The organism is Gemmatimonadota bacterium (assembly GCA_009838845.1).
Lineage (GTDB): Bacteria > Latescibacterota > UBA2968 > UBA2968 > UBA2968 > VXRD01.
Genome location: VXRD01000163.1, coordinates 1 through 17,421, shown reverse-complemented (window position 1 = coordinate 17,421; position 17,421 = coordinate 1). Strand labels below are relative to the sequence as shown.

At 52.4% G+C, this 17,421-nt stretch carries 15 protein-coding genes; all 15 read left to right on the top strand.

The features are described 5' to 3' along the window. Positions 1 to 729 precede the first annotated feature (729 nt). A complete protein-coding gene (locus F4Y39_22965) occupies positions 730 to 1,509 on the top strand; it encodes a creatininase family protein (protein MYC16602.1) in 780 nt (259 codons plus the stop codon). A 12-nt stretch (positions 1,510 to 1,521) separates the two neighbouring features. After that, positions 1,522 to 2,610, top strand: a complete 1,089-nt coding sequence (locus F4Y39_22960) for a hypothetical protein (protein ID MYC16601.1) — start codon at positions 1,522 to 1,524, stop codon at positions 2,608 to 2,610. Beyond that, positions 2,607 to 3,434: an amidohydrolase family protein gene (locus tag F4Y39_22955; GenBank protein ID MYC16600.1), complete on the top strand. Its 828-nt coding sequence runs from the start codon at positions 2,607 to 2,609 to the stop codon at positions 3,432 to 3,434. Before F4Y39_22960 ends, F4Y39_22955 begins: the two co-directional genes overlap by 4 nt. A 23-nt stretch (positions 3,435 to 3,457) precedes the next feature. Continuing rightward, entirely contained in the window at positions 3,458 to 4,369 is a 912-nt protein-coding gene (locus tag F4Y39_22950) for a polysaccharide deacetylase family protein (GenBank protein ID MYC16599.1), read from the top strand. Continuing rightward, positions 4,329 to 5,216, top strand: a complete 888-nt coding sequence (locus tag F4Y39_22945) for an amidohydrolase (protein ID MYC16598.1) — start codon at positions 4,329 to 4,331, stop codon at positions 5,214 to 5,216. Before F4Y39_22950 ends, F4Y39_22945 begins: the two co-directional genes overlap by 41 nt. Continuing rightward, complete coding sequence (locus tag F4Y39_22940) at positions 5,161 to 8,031, top strand: hypothetical protein (GenBank protein ID MYC16597.1); 2,871 nt, start codon at positions 5,161 to 5,163, stop codon at positions 8,029 to 8,031. The genes F4Y39_22945 and F4Y39_22940 overlap by 56 nt, the downstream gene beginning before the upstream one ends. An 18-nt stretch (positions 8,032 to 8,049) precedes the next feature. Further along, positions 8,050 to 9,087, top strand: coding sequence for a M14 family metallocarboxypeptidase (locus F4Y39_22935; protein ID MYC16596.1), 1,038 nt, complete (start codon positions 8,050 to 8,052; stop codon positions 9,085 to 9,087). 193 nt (positions 9,088 to 9,280) lie between these two features. Continuing rightward, positions 9,281 to 10,441: a right-handed parallel beta-helix repeat-containing protein gene (locus F4Y39_22930; GenBank protein MYC16595.1), complete on the top strand. Its 1,161-nt coding sequence runs from the start codon at positions 9,281 to 9,283 to the stop codon at positions 10,439 to 10,441. A gap of 30 nt (positions 10,442 to 10,471) precedes the next feature. After that, the gene (locus tag F4Y39_22925; GenBank protein MYC16594.1) at positions 10,472 to 11,344 is read left to right on the top strand and encodes an aldo/keto reductase; all 873 of its coding nucleotides are present in this window, start codon (positions 10,472 to 10,474) and stop codon (positions 11,342 to 11,344) included. A 140-nt stretch (positions 11,345 to 11,484) separates the two neighbouring features. Then, a complete protein-coding gene (locus F4Y39_22920; protein ID MYC16593.1) occupies positions 11,485 to 11,907 on the top strand; it encodes a hypothetical protein in 423 nt (140 codons plus the stop codon). Between the two features lies 1 nt (position 11,908). Beyond that, a complete protein-coding gene (gene crcB / locus F4Y39_22915) occupies positions 11,909 to 12,277 on the top strand; it encodes a fluoride efflux transporter CrcB (protein ID MYC16592.1) in 369 nt (122 codons plus the stop codon). A 110-nt stretch (positions 12,278 to 12,387) separates the two neighbouring features. After that, complete coding sequence (locus F4Y39_22910; protein MYC16591.1) at positions 12,388 to 13,611, top strand: cell envelope integrity protein CreD; 1,224 nt, start codon at positions 12,388 to 12,390, stop codon at positions 13,609 to 13,611. Further along, positions 13,608 to 15,044 carry a hypothetical protein gene (locus tag F4Y39_22905; protein ID MYC16590.1) on the top strand — a complete coding sequence of 479 codons (1,437 nt, stop codon included), beginning with the start codon at positions 13,608 to 13,610 and terminating at the stop codon, positions 15,042 to 15,044. The genes F4Y39_22910 and F4Y39_22905 overlap by 4 nt, the downstream gene beginning before the upstream one ends. Positions 15,045 to 15,055: 11 nt before the next feature. Further along, entirely contained in the window at positions 15,056 to 16,417 is a 1,362-nt protein-coding gene (locus F4Y39_22900; GenBank protein MYC16589.1) for a M20/M25/M40 family metallo-hydrolase, read from the top strand. Beyond that, positions 16,414 to 17,379, top strand: coding sequence for a C-terminal binding protein (locus tag F4Y39_22895; protein ID MYC16588.1), 966 nt, complete (start codon positions 16,414 to 16,416; stop codon positions 17,377 to 17,379). The genes F4Y39_22900 and F4Y39_22895 overlap by 4 nt, the downstream gene beginning before the upstream one ends. Positions 17,380 to 17,421: the final 42 nt, after the last annotated feature.

Here is a 17,421-nt window from a genome sequence, read left to right as displayed (position 1 = left end):
GACTCGTATTGGCCTTGCCTTTTGCAGTTGGGGCATGTGAGATCCCAATGAGAAGATATCTTTTTTATTTTTGATGATCTCAATTTTGAAGATGGTGGCTTGCGTAAGATATTGTTGCAATGCGGACAAGGAAGTCGCACGCGGTATTTGATAGATTGACGATATTTCTGCCAGCCCCAGATCTGTTTGCAAGAAGAACAGGCGAGTGTGTTAGTGCTATAATTCCATGCCAATATTTTGCGACAATCAAAGCAGCGCGGGTGATTGCGAAGTGCGTTTCTGCAATCATGCCAGGTTATTTTTTCCGCACAGATTGGACATGAGAATTGCGATGTAGATGGTTGAAAAGATGGTCGTTCCCGATAGAAGTTCCGCCGATAGACAATCTGGTCGCACTGTGGACAGGGTACCTGGCCTCGCAGGGCCTGTCCAAACATCAAGACTGCTTCGCCGCGTGCGTAAAGTCCCCACCCAATGTGCAGGAGTTTATCTCCGTCAAAAATACCGCGGCGTATGCACTGGTAGAGTTGGCGGATGCGCCAGGGTTTAAGGCGAGGTGCCCCTTGCATAGTCGTATCCTTTTGTTTGTCGCGTTCTGATCTGAAGATACAGTGCAAAGAACCTCTGCACAAGTCCCCTTCCTATGCCGACACCTTGACAGGGGAGAAATGGCGACTTATCATGAGCGTCCCATCATTCATAGAGCAGCACACATAGCCGAGGCTTATTATGCGCCAAAATCTTTCGGGCATCCTGGAAGAAATGACCATTGACGATGTGCGATCACTCGCGCCCAATGTAGCGGTCATCCCAATAGGCTCCACCGAACCGCACGGACCTGCATTGCCCTATGGAACGGACAACTTTCAGGTCGAATACGTCGCTTATGGAGGCACGCGCAAAGCCAATGAAATAGGTGGCCGCGTCGTGTGTTTACCCACGCAGCGGGTGAGCTTAAACAACAACTTCCGCGCTTTCCCATTTGCGTGCCGCATGCAAGTCCCTACATTTATGAACCTGTTGAAAGACCTGGTGGCAATGTGTCGCGCGGAAAATGTACACCGCATAGTATTCATCAATGGTCACGGCGGCAACCCCGACGCCATCCGTGCAGTACAGCGCGATTTGGCCGCACAAGACGGACTCTTTACCTGCTTGATCAGCACGGGATCCTGTGCATCGGAAGACACAAAAGCTATATGGGAAAATCGCAGCGATCACGCAGGCGAAGAAGAAACCTCCCAAATCCTGTTCTTACGCCCCGAACTCGTGCGCGAAGATCTGATAGCCAACAACCCTCCCCAGTATCCCAAATTGAAAACACTGCGGGAATTTGACATCCACTTTGTGCGCCCCTGGCATTTGTATTTGCCCACATCCGCTGGCGGCGATGCGCGAAAAGCCTCAGCACAAAAAGGCGAGACAGTCTTAAACTCAGCCGTTGAAGGAACCGGACGATTCCTGACTGAACTATCACAGACAGAGGATTCAGAGAGGTTTCCCTATTGAAAGGACCACAGCATGATCACCTACGACACACTCGGCGTAAAACCATTTATCAACGCGAGTGGCACCATTACCACACTCGGCGGTAGCTTAATGTCAGATGAAGTACTGGAGGCGATGTGCGAGGCAGGAGGATCATTTGTCGATTTGAACGACCTGCTCGTAAAAGCAGGCGAATATCTGGCAGACCGCATTGGCGTACCTGCGGCCTTTATCTCTTGTGGCGCAGCCAGCGGTGTACAATTGTCCGCCGCGGCGTGTTTGACAGGACCCGACATATCAAAAGCGCGCCAGTTGCCGCATACACAGGGATGGCAAAACGAATTTGTAATCAGCCTGGTCGATAGCCATACGTACATCCATCAGGGCATTGAAGTCTGCGGTGGCAAACTCGTGCGAGTTGGCAGCAAACAAGCGGTAACCAGTGAAGATCTCATCGGCGGAATCGGCGAAAAAACAGCGGCTGTGGTGCATTTTTTGGGCAAACAAAGCAAAGAACAACTCGCAGAAGTCATCGCAGGCGCCGAAAAAAAAGGCGTACCCCTCATGGTAGATGCGGCGGCACAGTTGCCTCCCCGCTCAAACTTAACCGAACTCGTCGAAATGGGTGCGAGCCTCGTGACATTCAGCGGTGGCAAGGGATTGTGCGGACCTCAAAACAGCGGTCTGGTCATAGGAAAAGCGGATTGCGTAGAAGCCGTGCGGATCAATGCGAGTCCGCATTCGGCAATTGGACGCGGCATGAAAGTCGGTAAAGAAGAAATCCTGGGATTAATCGCGGCTATAGATCTATTTTTGAGCCGAAGCGATGATGAAGACCGCCAGCGCTGGCAGGGGCAAGCTCGCGTCGTGGTAGATGCAGTCGAAAATATCGCAAACGCCTATGTAATGACCGAAGGACAGGATGCCGCGCCCGAATTCGCACCCCGCGCATACATAGACCTGCCAGATGAACAGCGCGATACCGTAATCCACGCATTGAAAGAAGGCGAGCCGTCAATTGTCGTACGGCGAAGTGCCAGAGGTATTTTGATCGACCCCATGACCATGCAAATAGGTGAAGAAGCCATAGTCGCAGAAAAATTGCTGGAGGTATTGACATGATCGACGCGCATTTACACCTCACGCACAACGGCAGATCGGTTGAAGAGACCATCACACATATCGAAGCCATCGGCGCGGAAAAAGCCGTCATGCTACCCATTGAAGATGGCGACGACGAGTTTGGCTGGATGACCGAAGACATAGTAAAGGCGCATCGGGATTATCCCGATACCATCATCCCCTTCTGCCATGTAGATGTCACGCGGGAAGACGCCGTGACCGAACTGGAAAAACGCGCCGCCAGCGGCATATTTAAGGGCTATGGCGAACAAAAACAGCACCTGCGATTGGACGACCCGCGATTGGAAAAAGCACTGGCAGTCTGCAATGAATTGAACTGGCCCGTAACCTGGCATTTTCAAGAAGGCGAGCGGGGATATAACCAGGGCATTGAACACCTCGAAGTGCTCCTGAAAAAATTCCCCAATATTAAATTCATCGGCCATGCCCAATCGTGGTGGGCGCATATCAGCGCCGACGTACCCGCCCCCGAGGAGACCCTGTATCCCACGGGCGCGGTCAAACCCGACGGCTTAATAGATCGGCTATTGGCAGACTATCCCAATATATTTGCCGATTTATCTGCGGGTTCGGGTCTGGGCGGACTGACGCGGGACGAAGATTTCACCGCGGGATTCCTGGCGCGGCATGGGAAAAAATTGATGTTTGCCACAGACTGTCCATGCAGAGATGGCAAAGGTGCAGGCCTCTCCCGCGGCGCGTGTTTCGCGCAATTGAGCCTCCCATTCCTCAAACGCATGCTCGCCCCCGACGCGCTGGAGGATATCTTGCACAACAATGCAGTGATGATTTTAAATCTGTGAAGACTATCATACAGGGGCGTGGTTTGAAAAAAGTTTATGTATTGTTGACAATGGACTGCGAGACGGCCAGATCCGACGTGACACCCCATGCCAGGCGAATGTCGGGCAGTGGCCCTGCGGATTACCGGGAGAGTGAACGGTCGATCTATTTTTACGTTGAGACAGCAAAGGCTTATGGGTTTCCGGTCACGTTTTTTGCACACCCGGAAGTAGCGCTTGAGAATGCAGACCTGCTTCAGAAGTTACAGGCTCAGGGCGCGTGTTTGGGGCTGCATTTGCATCCATACAAGCTCAGAGGGGGGAGATACAGATACGATCTGGGCGCCTATTCTGCGCATATGCAGCGCGAGATTATTCAAGAAGCAATGGAGATATGGGCGTCTGCGCTGGGCAAGGCGCCCCGTTATTTCAGAGCGGGTTATTTTTCGGCCAATGATTGCACATTCGACGTGCTGCGCGAACTGGGATTTGTGGGCGGCAGTCTTTCAAATCCGGGGCGGGTTTTGCCCGCGCACTGCAGTGTTTGGGCCGGTGCAGAACCCTATCCCCACCGGGCGCATCTGGGATTTCGTTTGATTCGAGGAAATAGCGACTTTATCAATGTACCGGTATCCGCAGCATTTGGTAGGCCGGTTGCGCAGGGCCATGCGGGCGAACAGGGCTATGAATGGTCCTATGTCCCGCACACGTACGACCACAGGGCAATTATTCGGGATGTGCTAAATCGTTTCCGAACCGAAGATCCCCGGTTTGGCACCCTTGTGACGGACAGCCATAATGATCAGGATTATTCCGACCCCGGGCATCCCGCAAGGCAGAACCTGGAGTTGATACTCAGTTCAATTGGGGATTTCTGCGGACAGATGGAGATGATCCCCGTGGGGATTACGCTCGATGCTCTGTGTGAGCTTGTTTTGGCGGATGGGGATACGTAGAGTGTCAATTATTAAATGGGAGAAAACCGTGCGAATCGATTCTCACGTACACGTATGGACAATGGGAGCACCACCCTTTACCCATAACGATGGCATGACCGCGCAACGGCCCGATTATCCGGGACTGGTGGAAAATCTCATCAAGTATATGGATATCAATAAAATCGACCGCACCGTGCTGATCCAGTGCATGTATCACGGGTATGACAATCGCTATATGTGCGATTGTTTGAGGCGATATCCAGATCGCCTGCACGGGGTAGCGCTGATCGATCCCCTGAAACCCGACGCGCCCGAAACACTGGCGCGTCTGCACCGGGATCACGGAGTGCAGGGAATGCGATTGTATCCGATTAAAGATCGGGATGCGTCGTGGTTATCAGATCCTGGGCAGCATGCGCTTTGGGAGACAGCACAAAGGCTGGGCGTGCCCTTTACATGGTTTGGACGCTGCCATCAGATTCCACTGCTGGAACCGATATTGCGGCAATTCCCCGAGGTAAATGTAATAGTAGATCATCTGGGCGAGCCGATCCTGTCCGAAGGGCTGGACGGCAGTTTCGGAATTTTGCTGGCAGCGGCAAAATATCCCAATCTCTTTGTTAAAACGACCCGAATTGATGGAATTTCCGAACAACCCTGGCCACACGAGGATATGTATCCCTATGTCAGAGCCGTGTACGAGGCTTTTGGGCCTGAACGGATGCTGGGGTGCACGGGATTTCCGGAAAATCCGCAACGCGGGGAGGCCGTTGGTTTTCGCGTGCTTGAAGAGATGGACTTTCTGTCAGATGAGGACAGAGCATGGATTTTGGGCAAGACAGCCGATGCACTCTACGACACATAGGGAAAAGACCGACATGAAAAGCGCGTACAAACCTGGGGATATCGAAAACGCCCGGCAAAATCTATCTCGCTACAGTTGGGCACAGGAAATCGTGAATGGCTGGGCACAAAGCGTTGCATTTGCCATGCAACAAGATCGAGCGTTTTTCGACACAATGATCCCCGAATTGACCCCTGGCACGCATTACGGCCAGAACTGCCCAAACTGCGTGGGCAAGCAATCACTAATGGGTGGCGGACTCTTTGACTGGCACATTGACAGACCGGATGAAATTACCTGCCGCGCCTGTGGCGCAGTTTACCCCAACGCCCAGTATCCAGAGACCGGCGTACTGATATGCCCACGAATGGGACAAAAATTCACCTATTATGAAACGCCCGAAGAAGTGGCCGACCCCGAAAATCGCGCAAAGCACGCGCTCAAATGGCTTGGAGACCGCCCCACAATGACGAGTTTTAGCGGTCATATTCGAGATTGCAAAGTAAGCTGGGCGCGAAGCCAGGCATTGACACTCGCCAAACTGTACGCGGTAACAGGTGAAATTGGATACGCCGAGCGCACGGTGTGGATCCTCGACCGAATCGCCCGAGTATTCCCGAATTACCTCTACCATTCCTACGACGGAAGTATTGCGGACTTGCCGCCTGCAGAGGTAGCGGCCAACATGGGCAAAGAAGAGGCCGAGGGTGGCCCTCGCGGGGGGCGCTTTCCAAAAGGCGCGATCTGTCACGCTTACGATTTGCACCAATTTGAGGGTTATTCGACGATGAACAACGGATTCTGGGGCGCGGGCCGCATGAACGTCCACGGAAAGGGAAGCGATGCCGGGGCGCTATATGTATTGACCGTTGCCTACGATCTAATCCGCGATGCAGAGTACACGTCTGGTTGTCGTCTGATAGACCAGGATACAGCGCGACGGATAAAAGAGGACTTGATCCTCGCCGGATGTGCGGACATGATGCACTGGAACTCTCTAAGCAACAAAGGCACAGCGGTTTTTGTATTAAGCGCTGCAGTGGGAATGCTTCTGGATCACCCGCAGAAAGTGCGGCACGCACTGGATGGCTTCAATCGAATGCTTTCGGAACGGTATCATCACGATGGTTTTTACTCGGAATCGCCATCCTATTCGGCTCACAATCTTTTCAACGTGCATGAACTGGCCGACTTGCTACACGGATATAGCGATCCCCCCGGTTATCAGTCAGAAAAAGGCGAGCGGATCCAGCAGTTAGACATGTTTTCAAGCGGGCGTTACCCTCTCTCCCTGCTATCTCTGACCAAAATGCTCGCACCCGGCAACCGCATGCCAGTGATTGGCGATACGCAGTACGATACCGAAGCCAACCTTCTCTCCGCTGAAATTCTCGCCGCGCGTCTCGGTAGCGCGCACGCTGGCTTACTGGAACTCGTTCAGGGAGTATCTTTATCCGAAAAAGGCGGAGAGTACGCGCTGTGGTACCGTCCTCATGATCTGCAATCAGAGTCAACGGCACTACCCCTGCATACCGAGTGGTTCCCCGGCTGGCATGTTGGCGTCTTGCGCGGCGGTCGAGATGACACCGCGCTTTATTTAAACGGCAATGAGCACCAGTGGACCTTGCAAACCAGTCACCGGCAGCAAGATATCTTGAGCCTGAGCTATTACGCTTATGGGGAGGAACTCGCCTCGGATCGCGGTTATTTTTCCGGCAGTAGCCAGCAACTCCCAGACGGCCGCAGCGGACAAGTTTGGGTAAAAAGCAGTCTATCGCACAACCTGGTGGTAGTCGATGAAGAAGAGCAGAACAACGGGGCTTGCGGTTCCAACCTGGAGTTATTTGGCACAGCACCCGGCATTGAAGTCGTACAGGCCTCGGGCGTGAATGTGTACCCCCAGTGTCAGGAATATCGACGCACCTGCGCGATGGTGACAACGCCGGAAGGACAAACCTATAGTGTGGATCTTTTCAGGGTCAAAGGCGGTCGAGTCCATCAATACAATTTTCACTGCAATGGCTCACCAATAGGCATGAACCCGGCAACGCCATCGCCACAGACAGTAGTTTTAGGAGACACCTGGGATATGTGGCTCGAAAATCCGCAGGCAATCGCGCCCCAGGGACCGACCACATTTACGTGGCAATTTCGGAATGTGAATCTGGATCTGATGTTGTTAAATGTACCAGACCGCATTATTCTTGCAGATGCGCCCGGCTGGCGGGTTGGAACACCTGAGGAACTGGAAAAACCATCGATCAGACAAATTTTCGCAGAAAACCGCGCCGAGGATGGCAATGATACACTTGCAAGCCAGTACGCCGCTGTAATTGCGCCCTACAAAACCGGAGCTTCTCCACTACTCAGCGCGCGGTTGCTCGCAGATGAGCCAGACATCGGCGTTCTCGCAATTGAAGTAAAACTATTGGACCGCACCGATTATATTATTTCGACGAAAGACCAACAAGAGCGACAATTCGGTCCCGTAACCGCTGCCGCGCAATTTGCGTTTGTATCGGTAAATGATCAAGGCGTGCAAGGCTATTTGCTGAACGGCACAGTATTGACATATGGCAATCTGAAAATTTCACTCACAGAGGCGAGCACCACTCTGAAAGTCCAGTCGGTGGAGGAAAGTGTATTTCATCTCGAAAAACCATTGCAAAACCCACAGGCAGTCATAGGCTCTTATTTACTCGCTGGAGAGTCACCTCAGACCGGTTTTGAAATTGCATCGGCCACAGAAAACGCGATTACCGTGCGGGACTATCCCGCGATTACTTGCGACAAAGTCAGAATCTTAAATTCTGCCTGGGCGCATGTTGCGCCTTAAAATAGAGAGGGATTTCACATGCAGATCTTTGATCGATATACAGATCTCCTGCAGCGAATTGAACAGAAAGGCTATCCATCCCAGGTACTCGGACATACGCCGGATGGATCGCCGCTGGTATGTATCAGAACTGGAGGAGAAAAAACACCGGCTATTTTTATCAGTGCGGGTAGCCATTCAACAGAACAGGCCGGGGTCGGAGCAGCAATGGGACTTATGGACGCACTCGACACAGAGCATCAGGTCTATGTGATACCCACCCGCGATCCAATGGGAATGAACGGATACGCGTACGCGCTGAGCTTGAGCCTCGGCGAAGAGCCGGAGTTAAACTCCGTAGAAGATGTCGAGAAAATTCTACGAGCACACGGCGTGGTACTCTACGAAGAAGGTGAAACAATAATCGCAATTATAGGCGAATACGGGTATTCGACTGAGGGAATTTTTGGAAAATTCGAAACAGGGGTCGATTTTCTAAAACCGCTCTTTGGACGGCGCATTTTCTTTCCATCGCGTGCCGAAGGCATTGAAGGCACTGCCCTCTGCCAGAGAGCATATACCCTGATTGTAAGCCCAGAAGGCGAAGTATTGCACATCAATCGCTTTCACGATACGGCGTGGTCGCCAGTGGAACCGCGTTGCACGCGCAATTTGATGGCTAAAATTCAACCTGGACTGACACTGGACCTGCACGAATACGGAGGAGATGGCTTCTGGTTCTCTGCCCGCCACCAGCGCAATGAGGATGATGAAATATGGGAAAAGCGGATGGCAGATGCAATAATTCGGGCAGTTGCCGATTCCGGAGCCAAACTCGCGCCAGAAGGTTATTCGCCCGGATCGTTTTTTGAGATAGGAGAACGCGGCGTATTCTGGTTGATCGCCCAGGAGCGGGGAGAGGGCCTGAATCTGGCCGATTACGGAGCGCATCAATACGGTCCGTCATTTACAATTGAGACGGGAATGACCATGCAGGGCGGTTATCAGGAGCGCGTGCAAACATCTATGTTGGCAGCGCAAACCGCGATCTCAGTTTTTGAAGAACGCTGGCGTTGAGACAATAAAGATTACCCGTGAGGGGAATCGCGTTATGAATTTAATCCAAAAAATCGCGCTATATGCATTTATCGCGCTTATCGCGTGTGGTGGAAATAAACCCACAGAACCAGAAAATGGAGATAATCCCACGGATAGCGGTCTGGATACACACCGCTTTGATATTACGGAAAATCAGACCAGCGATTTCGGGATGAACACGCCTGGAGGACGCGGGGGCAGGGTCATTCGGGTGACAAATCTATTGGCGAGTGGACAGGGATCACTGAATGCGGCGCTATCTGCATCGGGCTCGCGTATTGTGGTATTCGAAGTGGGAGGGGTAATTGATCTGAACAAAACGCGGTTGAACATTCGCGAGCCATTTGTGACAGTGGCTGGACAAACCGCACCGAGTCCGGGCATTACCATCATTCGCGGTGCAATTTTCATACAGACACACGATGTAATTTTACAGCATATTCGGGTACGCCCAGGTGATGCGGGCGAAGCAAAAAGAAGTGGATGGGAGCCAGATGGCATCTCCACAGCGGGTAGTGATGCGTACAATGTGTTGATCAATCACTGTTCTATTTCATGGGCAGTAGATGAAAATTTGAGCGCATCTGGTCCAAATACCGAGGGACCAGATGCGACTTCTCGTCGCATCGCATTTGTCAATTGCATTATCGCCGAATGCCTGAATGATGCATCCCACAGCAAAGGTCCGCACTCCATGGGATCGCTGATTCACGACTTCTGTCGAGAAATCGCCATCATCGGCAATTTGTATGCCCACAATGCAAATCGCAACCCGTATTTCAAGGCATTTACAACCGGGGTGATCGTGAACAATTTGATCTACAACCCGGGGACTCGGGCGATTCAACTGAGTTTTTCAGATGCTGAATTTAGCGATACCAATCTCGTTCCGCAAAATGCGCGCGTGAGCGTGGTGGGCAACGTGATGATTCACGGTGGAAATACCCGGTCGGGATTGGCACTGGTATCCTCAAAGGGCGATGCCTATCTCGAGGATAATATCGCGCTGGATAGAACAGGAACTAATGTGCCTTTGACCTCGGGCAATATCCGCATTTTGGAAGAGAAGCCCATCTGGGGCAACATCACTCCATTACCCGCATCAGCGGTTTTAGAACATGTAGTACAAAGCGCGGGTGCGCGTCCGAAGGATCGCGATGGAATTGATCAGCGTATTATACGCGAGTTTCTCGAACGCAAAGGTCGGATGATAGATAGCCAGCAGGAGGCGGGCGGATATCCGCAGATAAATATGGTCAGACGACCGCTGGATATTCCCGCGGACGTGGATGCGTGGTTGGCGCAACTCGCGGCAGAGCTTGAAGGAAATTAACGAATTGATATTTATCAGAAAGGATAATCCATGCAAAAACGAACCCTTGGCCGCACTGGCCATCGGAGTACAGTAGCGACCTTTGGCACATTCTCGGTTGGATATGTAGATCAAGACGAAGCAGACCGCGCCATACAACTCATCCTCGACCACGGCGTAAACCACATCGACATAGCACCGAGCTATGGACACGCGATGGAACGCGTAGCCCCGTGGATGCCCGACATACGGGACGACGTATTCCTCGGCGCAAAAACAACCGATCGCACGCGCGACGAAGCTTGGCGGGACGTGGAACAAATGATGAAGCGACTAAACGTCGAAAACTTCGACCTGTTCCAACTCCATTCAGTCGGCACCATCCCCGAACTTGACAAAGCCACCGCATCGGGCGGCGCACTCGAAACCCTGATAGAAATGCGTGAACAGGGCTTGACCAGATGGCTGGGCATCACCGGGCACGGACCGCAGGTACCGAGTACCATCCTGGAAAGCCTGAGCCGCTTCGACTTCGACACCGTCATGTTCCCACTGAACCCCGCAAGCATGCGAGACGCGAATTATCGCCGGGACGCCGAAGCACTACTCGCCGAAGCAAATGCACGCGACATCGGCATCCAAACAATCAAAATGATCGCACGCGGCGGCTGGGGTGAAAATTCAAAAGACTGCAACACCTGGTACGATCCGCACCGGGAACAAAAAGCCATTGACCGTTCCCTGTGGTGGGTCCTGTCCCAGCCGGTACACACCGCCCCCACTTGCGGCGAAATCAGCCTGTTGCCAAAAGTCCTCAACTCAGCCGAGCGATTCGTCCCCCTCACCCCTGACGAACAGGCCGCCGCCATCGCCGCACAGCGACCGCCCCAACCGCTTCCAGCGCTGGCGATTCCCGAAGTGTGAACCACCCCCATAACCTCTTGCCAGACACGCAAAACTTTGGCATCATGAAAAAAGAAAGCGTTGGACTCTGGGCTTTTTTTCTTCTATGGACCAGGCCAGATCTGACGAATAACCATCCTCAAATTGGGAAGGAGCTTATCATGCTCAAGCAAATAGTCGGTGCAATTCTCACTATTGTAGGGGTGGCGGTTGCCATCCACACCGTAGTAGAACCGCTCTATCACGCCTCCAGCGACGGGCAGCCATACAGTCCATTTTGGAACATCTTGAATCTGTTAATGATTCTATCAATCATTCTGGGCCTGATATTCGGATACATCCGCAAGAAAGGCGTCGCTGGTGGCGACGCGATTACCCGCGAATACCTCGCCGCCAACATCCAGTTCTACGGCTTATTATTCGTCGGCATCCTGTTCTTCTGGAACTATTTCAATCTCCACAGTGATGCATTTACCGCGATAGGAGAAGAAACCGTATCCCTCGTGTGGATACTCATCGACGCCAGCCTCCCGCTACTTTTGGGCGCAACGGGCATATCTCTGCTACGCAGCAGCGACGAGTAAAGTGGCGCAACTACTATTCATAGCTGGTGGGGGTGCTCTGGGAGCCTTATTGCGCTACGGCATGTCCATGAGCATACACATCCTGTTCGGACGCGGCTTTCCCTATGGCACGCTCACGGTCAACGTCACCGGATCGATCCTCATGGGGCTCCTTTACGTATGCCTGTCTGAATATATGGACATGCCCTGGCGCGATGGTCTGCTAATAGGCCTCCTGGGGGCATTCACCACTTTTTCGACCTTTTCCATCGAAACCCTGCACCTGCTGGAAACGAACCACCCTGCACTCGCATTGCTGAACATCCTCTTAAGTGTCACCCTCTGCATCGCGGGGTGCTGGATCGGCATCGCAATCGGACGAGCACTATAAAGGAATTTATCATACTAAAAAAATGCAATCTGAAAGAACGCTCTGACCAATGGCGTGTATAAACAGCACAGACAGAAGACAGTTACAGACACCACACAAAGGAGAATTTCATGGTCAAACGCATCATCGCCATTGGCATCATCTTTTTCTGCATCGCAGTAGGCTGGATTATTCTGAGTGCCACCGTCCACATACGCACAGAGGAACAGGACGACAAGCTCAAAAGTGCTGTTGGGCAACTCTGGGGCACGGCGCAGACCCAGCGAGCACCGCAAATCTACTGGCTGGAACGCGTCACCCATATCGAAACTATCGACGGCGAGTCTGTCTCACGCACAGTAGATGAGAAACACTTCCTGAACCTGAAAGCCAGTCGCATTGAAGTTGACCTATCTCTGGAACACCGGCGCAAAGGCTTGCTGTGGTATTCCACCTATCAGGTGCAATTCGCAGCCTCTTACACCCTGATCAACCCCACCGACCAGAACCGGCACCTGTCCTTCGACCTGGAACTACCCGCCCCGCACGCAGTGTACGACGACTTCACTTTAACCGTTGACGGTCAATCCATTGCCGAACTCCCAATCCGCAACGGTCATTTAATCCAACCCATCGAACTATCACCCGGGCAGGAACTCTCCATTGATCTCTCCTATCACTCCCAGGGCCTGGACCAATGGCGATACAGTTTTGGGGACCACGTCAATCAGGTATCGGACTTTGAACTGGCGATGCATACGGACTTCGCTGCCATTGACTTTCCCCCAGATAGCATGTCTCCCACCTCGAGGACCCGCGATGGCGACGCCTGGACCCTGACGTGGAAATACAATCATCTCCTCACCGGCATTGACCTGGGAATGATCCTCCCGGCCCGTCTCAATCCCGGACCCTGGGTCGGCAAAGTCGTTGCCGCCGCCCCCATCTCCCTCTTTCTTTTTTTCTTTTTGCTCTTTATCTTTTCCATAGTGCGCGGCCTCGACCTGCACCCGATGCACTATTTCTTCATCGGTGCTGCCTTCTTTAGTTTTCACCTGCTACTGGCTTATCTGGTTGACCACCTGATCATCCACTATGCCTTTGTCCTATCTTCGGCGGTCTCCATTGTCCTCGTCATTTCGTACATGAGGCTGGTCCTGGGCACGCGCCTGGCATTTGTCGAAATCGGCCTGGGACAATTTGTCTATCTCGTGCTCTTTTCCTACACCTTTTTCTTCCCCGGCTATACCGGACTGGCCGTCACCTTCTTGTGCATTGCGACCTTATTCGCTGTCATGCAATTCACCGGACGCATCGACTGGGACACAGTATTTAATAAGGAATCATCTCAATGAGTATATCAGTAGAGAAAATCGATCTCAACGTCTTGAACATGCATACGCGATTCCCGTTTAAATACGGAATAGCATCGCTCGTGGCATTGCCCCATTTATTTGTGCGGGCGAGGGTCAAAGTCGATGGAAAAACAGAAATTGGACTGGCTGCAGAGGGACTGCCGCCAAAGTGGTTCACCAAAAATCCAGATGCGCCATTTGAATCCGATCTGGATGAAATGCTCACCGTTATCCAAAATGCCTGTGATATTGCCCTGCACAGCGATGCAGAAAAATCGGTATTCGATCTCTGGCAGACGATTTATGCCAAACAGCGCGCGTGGGCAAAAACAACGGCCTATCCGCCGCTCCTGTGGTCATTCGGCGTCAGCATGATCGAACGCGCAGTAATCGACGCCTTTTGCAGGGCAAAAGGCGTGACATTTGCACACGCTATAAAAGAAAATGCATTGGGCATTCGCCTATCTGACATCCACAGCGAATTGCACGGCAATGCCCCCGGCGACCTCTTGCCACACGCGGCGCGACGATCAATCACCGTGCGACACACCGTGGGCCTCGCCGATCCATTGACCGATGCAGACATTGCAGACGAAGATCGCGTAGATGATGGCCTGCCGCAGTCATTGGCTGCAAATATCGAAGCCTATCAATTGACACACCTGAAAATTAAACTGTGCGGAGATGCAGAACAGGACCTTGCTCGCCTTCGGCAAATCGCGGGCCTGATGCCCGATCAATGCGCCTTCACACTCGACGGCAACGAACAGTACACAGAAGTCGAACCCTTTAGAAAACTCTGGAACACCATTCAAGGCGATACTGTGCTCTCGTCTTTTATGGAAGGACTGATCTTTGTCGAACAACCGCTTCATCGCGATATGGCGCTCAGTGCAACAGTCAAAGCCGTATTGACAGATTGGACCGACCGCCCCCCGATGATCATCGACGAATCGGACGGCGCGCTCGACAGTGCAACACAGGCATTGGATTGCGGCTACGTGGGCACGAGCCACAAAAATTGTAAAGGCATTTTCAAGGGCATTGCCAATGCGTGCTTAATAGCCCATCGCCAACAACGCGACCCCTCGGGAACTTATGTCTTAAGCAGTGAAGACCTCGCCAATGTCGGCCCCGTGGCTCTGTTACAGGACCTCGCTGTACTCGCTGTATTGGGCGTAGATCACTCAGAACGCAACGGACATCACTATTTTGCGGGATTGGACATGTATCCCGAAACCATACAAAAACAGGTACTCGCGCATCACAGCACCCTTTATCGCCAACACGCGCGGGGCTTTCCCATTCTAAATGTACACAATGGCACACTCAACGTAGAAAGCGTCGTCGAAGCACCATTTGGTTATGGCTTTGAACTGGACACCCTCCAATTTACCCTCCTTGCGGACTGGACCATAGATGAACTCGCCTGAAAGTTAAAACAATGACCATAGACTGGCACCACATCGAAAAAGAAGTAACGAATTTCTTACAGCACCTGATTCGGTGTAACACGACCAATCCCCCCGGCAATGAAATCCTGTGTGCAAATTATATTGCCGATATATTGAAGCGCGAGGGCATTGACCCCACGATCACAGAATCAGAACCCGGACGCGGAAATGTCACAGCGCGCTTAAAAGGTGGAAACGCACCCGCGCTCATGCTATTGGGACATACAGATGTCGTCGCCGTAGAACCCGATAAATGGTCGCGCGACCCCTTTGGGGGAGAATTGCACAACGGCTATATCTGGGGGCGCGGCGCACTGGACATGAAAAACATGGTCGCGGCAGAACTCATGGTCTTCTTGCTCTTAAAACGACAGGGCATAACCCTAAACCGCGACGTAATCTATGCGGCAACCGCAGATGAAGAAGCGGGCAGAGGAAACCACGGCATTGGTTGGCTCATCGATCACCATCCCGAACAAGTCAATGCAAAATACGTATTGACGGAAGGTGGAGGCGGTGATTTTTATGTAAATGGAAAACACTTTTATACGTGCCAAACGGGACAAAAGGGCATTTTTCGCTTTCGCCTGAAAGCAAAAGGACGCCCAGGACACGGCTCCCGTCCACACCGCGACAATGCAGTCGTCAAACTCAGCCGCGCCATTGCTGCTTTGGGACAGGCAAAACTTCTAATGCACCCCTCTAAAACACTGCGCGCGTTTTTAGAAGGCATAGCAGCGACACAGGACGATGAGACCGCACAACAGTTGCGCCGCGTACTCGATGAGACAGACAGCGAGAACGCATTGCAAAAGCTGCCCCTCGCGCCAGATATGATCGCCTCACTGCGCGCCCTATTGCACAATACAGTCTCTCCAACAATCCTCGAAGCGGGCAACAAAATCAATGTCATCCCCGCTGAAGCAACTGCGCGGATCGATGGTCGGCTCGCGCCCGGTCAGACCGACAAAAGCTTTGAAGCCGAAATTCGAACCTCGATTGGCGATGAAATCGACCTCATCGTAGATCAATACAGCCCACCTTTAGAAGCCAGTACAGATTCGCCCCTATATGAAACCATCGTCCATGTAATGGCAGAACGAGACCCAGACGCCACCGTAGTCCCCGCGCTGATGACCGGAGGCACAGACGCCAAGCATATTTGCCCCCGCTGGCCCCATGTACAGGTTTACGGATTTATGCCCCACCGACAGGTGCAGGAAGAAAAAGAAATGAATCTGATACACGGTCATAACGAACGCATCTCAGTCGAAAACCTCGTCTTTGCAACGCGCATTTTATACGATATTGTAATGCGATTTTGCCAATCCTCACCGGGAGATAACGCGTGAAAATTCTGGTGACAGATTATGCCTGGGCAAATTTAGACGTCGAAAAAAGTGTCCTGAGTGAAATCGGTGCCGAACTCATTCCCGCACCCAATGGCGAAGAAGGAACACTTGTCCAATTGGCGCAGGGGTGCTGTGGCATCATGACCTGCTGGGCGCAAACAACGCGCGCGGTTATCGCATCTGCATTGCCCGATCTGAAAATAATCGTGCGATACGGCGTAGGACTGGACAATATCGATGTAGCCTATGCAACCAAACAGGGCATTCCCGTAGCCAATGTACCCGATTATTGTTTTATCGACGTAGCCGAGCAAACCATGGCCCTGCTATTGGGGCTTTCGCACAAAGTCGCGCAATTTGATCGGCTCATTCGCAGCGGCACCTGGGATATCCAGGCCGGCTTGCCCCTGCGGCGTTTAACGGGACAGGTACTCGGCTTGATTGGCTTTGGGCAAATCGCGCGCCAGGTCGTTCCCCGCGCCCGGGCTTTTGGGCTACATGTGTTGGCCTACTCGCGGTCTTTGACACCGGAACAAGCGCGCGCCTGTGGCGTCGAATTCGCGGATCTGGACACCCTGCTTCGCACATCGGATTTCGTATCGCTTCACTGCCCATCTACCGATGAAACGCGAGGCTTGATCAATGCCGATAATCTCGCAAAAATGAAGCCAACAGCGTGTTTGATCAACACATCGCGGGGCGATATTATCGATGAAGCAGCACTCCTCGCGGCACTGAAAAATAACACCCTTGCGGGTGCTGCCCTCGACGTGCGGTGCCAGGAACCGCCCGAAACAGAAGATCGTTTAATCCACACAGATCGGGTAATTCACAGCCCGCACTCGGCTTTTTATTCCGAAGAATCGCTCGTTGAATTGCAAAAAAAAGCCGCCTGGGAAGCGCGGCGAGTCCTGACGGGAAAAGCACCCGTACATCTGGTCAACTCGGAAATAGACGAATAGACGAATAGACGAATAGACGAATAGACGAATAGACGAATAGAC

Bases quoted from the DNA above. Each gene is read 5' to 3' on its own strand.
- F4Y39_22910 (MYC16591.1), top strand. From the start codon at position 12,388: ATGGTCAAACGCATCATCGCCATTGGCATCATCTTTTTCTGCATCGCA.
- F4Y39_22920 (MYC16593.1), top strand. From the start codon at position 11,485: ATGCTCAAGCAAATAGTCGGTGCAATTCTCACTATTGTAGGGGTGGCG.
- F4Y39_22935 (MYC16596.1), top strand. From the start codon at position 8,050: ATGCAGATCTTTGATCGATATACAGATCTCCTGCAGCGAATTGAACAG.
- F4Y39_22960 (MYC16601.1), top strand. From the start codon at position 1,522: ATGATCACCTACGACACACTCGGCGTAAAACCATTTATCAACGCGAGT.
- F4Y39_22965 (MYC16602.1), top strand. From the start codon at position 730: ATGCGCCAAAATCTTTCGGGCATCCTGGAAGAAATGACCATTGACGAT.
- F4Y39_22940 (MYC16597.1), top strand. From the start codon at position 5,161: ATGAGGACAGAGCATGGATTTTGGGCAAGACAGCCGATGCACTCTACG.
- F4Y39_22930 (MYC16595.1), top strand. From the start codon at position 9,281: ATGAACACGCCTGGAGGACGCGGGGGCAGGGTCATTCGGGTGACAAAT.
- F4Y39_22900 (MYC16589.1), top strand. From the start codon at position 15,056: ATGACCATAGACTGGCACCACATCGAAAAAGAAGTAACGAATTTCTTA.
- F4Y39_22905 (MYC16590.1), top strand. From the start codon at position 13,608: ATGAGTATATCAGTAGAGAAAATCGATCTCAACGTCTTGAACATGCAT.
- F4Y39_22945 (MYC16598.1), top strand. From the start codon at position 4,329: ATGCTCTGTGTGAGCTTGTTTTGGCGGATGGGGATACGTAGAGTGTCA.
- F4Y39_22955 (MYC16600.1), top strand. From the start codon at position 2,607: ATGATCGACGCGCATTTACACCTCACGCACAACGGCAGATCGGTTGAA.
- F4Y39_22925 (MYC16594.1), top strand. From the start codon at position 10,472: ATGCAAAAACGAACCCTTGGCCGCACTGGCCATCGGAGTACAGTAGCG.